The organism is Vibrio sp. 1F255 (genome assembly GCF_041439145.1).
Lineage (GTDB): Bacteria > Pseudomonadota > Gammaproteobacteria > Enterobacterales > Vibrionaceae > Vibrio > Vibrio crassostreae_C.
This window is the reverse complement of the sequence record NZ_JBGONQ010000070.1, coordinates 1-2,967: the sequence shown is the minus strand read 5'-3', so window position 1 is coordinate 2,967 and position 2,967 is coordinate 1. Positions and strand designations below refer to the sequence as shown.

Genomic DNA, 2,967 nt, shown 5'->3' with positions numbered 1-2,967 from the left:
CAGACATGGTGCCTCCGATGCATTTAAGTACCACATAAGTGTGGCAGATCCTCGGTAGGGGGAATCCATGTCATTCGTTAACTTACATGGAGGTACATCAAAATTGAAAACTAAATTAGGTAGCTGTATTACAGTTATTTTTGATCTGGAATTTTATGTTCCTGAAAAGTCGCGAAAGGAAGTAGGTTTTTGTTATAACCCATGGGATAAAGCATCCCGAATTCTAGGCGGTGGTTTTTTAAGTATAAACGGCTTTACTGTCGACAAAACCCACGATGATGCTATTCCAAAAAAAATTAAAAGCTATTGGCTGTGGGAGCACGAAAATAATGAGCGTGTGCTCCTTGAGCGAATACTTGATGTTTTAGTTAAAGCCTCAGAAAAAGTCAGCAAAGCACACAATGGTACGAGGTCAGCTGTTTTGTGCGGTATCGGTATTTCATCTTCAGACGTGCCGATCTTGTTCGAGTTATTCAAAAGGTACAAGTTACTATCAAATCAGCAAGCCTTTGAATTACAGAATAAATTTCGAGTAATGGATTTGTCTCAGATAGCAACTCCTTTGTTTAACCTAAATACAGGCTATATGTATCCTGCACCTAAAAACGGGTTAATGAATAAGTTTGTAAAAGGACTAAAATTTGAGTCTGGTTGTGGGGTTTGGGATATGTATGAAGACAATAATTACTCCCTAATTGAGAGCAGAGTAAAAAGTGAAATCTCGGCAACGTACTTGTGTTACAAGAGTATTATCGAAGAATCTCGCAGGCTTAAGTCAAAAGAGGTCGAACTAAAAAAGCTGACGAAACTGTTTGAGAATGTAAGTTAACAAATTGCTTAAGAGTGATTCGTAACGCGTGGCATTTTTACTTTGCGGTGGCTTATGGTGATTAAGGTGCTGTGCGGTAGCTTTTGTATTGCGTTACTCACACCTTAGCAAGGCGTTATATGACCAAATGTCAGCAATGACCTTACAATAATAGGAATAAGCAATCTATGTATGATGTCTATTGCATTAGCGCTGGGCAACTGACGCTAAAAAAAGATGATAATGTAATTAATAAAAAAAATAACTACCTGAATTATGGCCTTTTGTCTTTAGCTTCAATAATCAAAAAATCTGGTTTATCGCCCATTCAGTTACACGGTCATTTCTCATCACCAAGAGAGTTTGCAGATTATTGTGTAAAGTTAGGAATTGTTAATACGCAATTTCCAGTATTTATTTCAATACCTAGCTTCTATGCAATTGGTTGGGTAAATGATTTTACAAGAATCTTGAAGGTTGAACTGAATATTCAAGATATTGTTATTGGTGGTCGTTGGGTAATCGATGGGGAAAAGCATCAATTAGCAAAATTATTACCATTCGCAGATAAAATAATTGACGGTTTGGGTGAAAATCAAATTTTAGCTTTTCTCGGAAGAAAAATTGAAAATATTTCTGATTATGTTCCGCTTCAGTATGATCTCGTTGACAAGAGAGAGCTTTATCAACCAAGTATTGAGGTTTCTCGAGGTTGTGGGATGAAGTGCGATTTTTGCCAAGAAAGATCTGAAAAATTGCAACCATTGAAATCACCATTAACTATCTCTGCTGAAGCATCGAATACTTTACTTGTAGATGATCTTATTCCTATGTCTCCGTACTTTGAAGCGTCAATGTTCAAGCCTACCTTACCTTGGCTTGAACAACTGACCCAGCAAAGAGAGCTTCACTCTCATGATTACCTTTGGAGAACAGAATCTAGGGCGGATACTTTCCCTCTTAAGCAAATATCAGCCCTTTCAAATGCAGGTATGAAAGTGTTAGATCTTGGCCTAGAAAGTGGGAGTCCCATGCAAATTAAGCGTATGGGTAAGTCGAAAACACCTGAACGGTATTTGGCTCGCGCTTCTAGACTACTTGAGCAAGCTCATGAAGCTGGTATCAATGTAAAGGTTAACGTCTTACTTTATGCAGGGGAATCAAGTAAGACTATTGATGAGACTTATAAGTGGTTGGACCAACATAGGAATTATATAAAGGGTGTCTCAGTTGGTCCTGTGTTGGCTTTTGGTTGGGACAATAAAAAATCCGATTTCATAAATAGTTTGTTTTCTCTGGGGGCTAGTGTAAATGACGAAGCATCGTTCACTGGTGTTACTAGCCTCAATCTAAGCTCTTCGATAGGTCATAAAGACTCATTACGGCTATCTAAAGAAATATCTAGAGACTTTATGACTGCTAAAGATTATTTTGATTTAAAATCTTTTTCATATTTTTCGCGTAACTATACTTTTAACGACTTTATACAAGATATTAAAGCTGAAAAAGGAAATTACTCATTTGATGTTAATCATGTATAAATGGTCATATAACAAGTTGCTTAAACGGAAAAATAACAGTTGGCCATCGCTTCGCGATTATAGCCAACCATTATTTTCCGCTTAGCAAGGCGTTATGGCGCAATCTAGATTTGAAGTCAGTCGCAACACCTTGATAATTATCCTCAATAAATCGCCGCATAGTCATAGAATTCAGGTGACGTACATAGAGTGAGACTTAAATGGACAAGGCAAAATTCATTCAACAGCACCTAATTGAAAAGGGTGTTCCAGCAGACTTAACTAGGCCAACCCCGTTTATTTGGTCAAAATACAAAGACGTATCTAAAAAGCCTTTGGTATTCCAATCTCCAATGAAAGTGCTCCTAATTCATGGGTTATTAATGGGGCTAGTTTGGGGCTCTTTGATGTGGATAATTACTTGGAATACAGAGCCTGAGCGTTGGAAAACTTACGTTGTTTCATCTGCTATGTTCGGTATTGTGATGGGACTAATCAATGTATTCAGAATCGTCAAGGCTCGAAAAAAATTGGGTGAAAAGAGTTGGGAAAGTTGGTGTAAGCAAAACTACGAGTAAGCGCCATAACAAACGACTATGGCGTCAATGATTAATTTTTGGCTGTGTTTTCATCCCACAT

3 protein-coding genes are annotated in these 2,967 nt (G+C 37.6%); all 3 read left to right on the top strand.

Annotated elements, in window-relative coordinates; all coding sequences use genetic code 11:
* Positions 1-67 precede the first annotated feature (67 nt).
* Positions 68-829 carry a hypothetical protein gene (locus ACED41_RS21385; protein ID WP_371725654.1) on the top strand — a complete coding sequence of 254 codons (762 nt, stop codon included), beginning with the start codon at positions 68-70 and terminating at the stop codon, positions 827-829.
* A 167-nt stretch (positions 830-996) separates the two neighbouring features.
* Positions 997-2,349: a radical SAM protein gene (locus tag ACED41_RS21380; RefSeq protein ID WP_371725653.1), complete on the top strand. Its 1,353-nt coding sequence runs from the start codon at positions 997-999 to the stop codon at positions 2,347-2,349.
* Positions 2,350-2,549: 200 nt separating this feature from the next.
* A complete protein-coding gene (locus ACED41_RS21375; protein WP_371725652.1) occupies positions 2,550-2,906 on the top strand; it encodes a DUF6404 family protein in 357 nt (118 codons plus the stop codon).
* Positions 2,907-2,967: the final 61 nt, after the last annotated feature.

Bases quoted from the DNA above. Each gene is read 5' to 3' on its own strand.
- ACED41_RS21375 (WP_371725652.1), top strand. From the start codon at position 2,550: ATGGACAAGGCAAAATTCATTCAACAGCACCTAATTGAAAAGGGTGTT.
- ACED41_RS21385 (WP_371725654.1), top strand. From the start codon at position 68: ATGTCATTCGTTAACTTACATGGAGGTACATCAAAATTGAAAACTAAA.
- ACED41_RS21380 (WP_371725653.1), top strand. From the start codon at position 997: ATGTATGATGTCTATTGCATTAGCGCTGGGCAACTGACGCTAAAAAAA.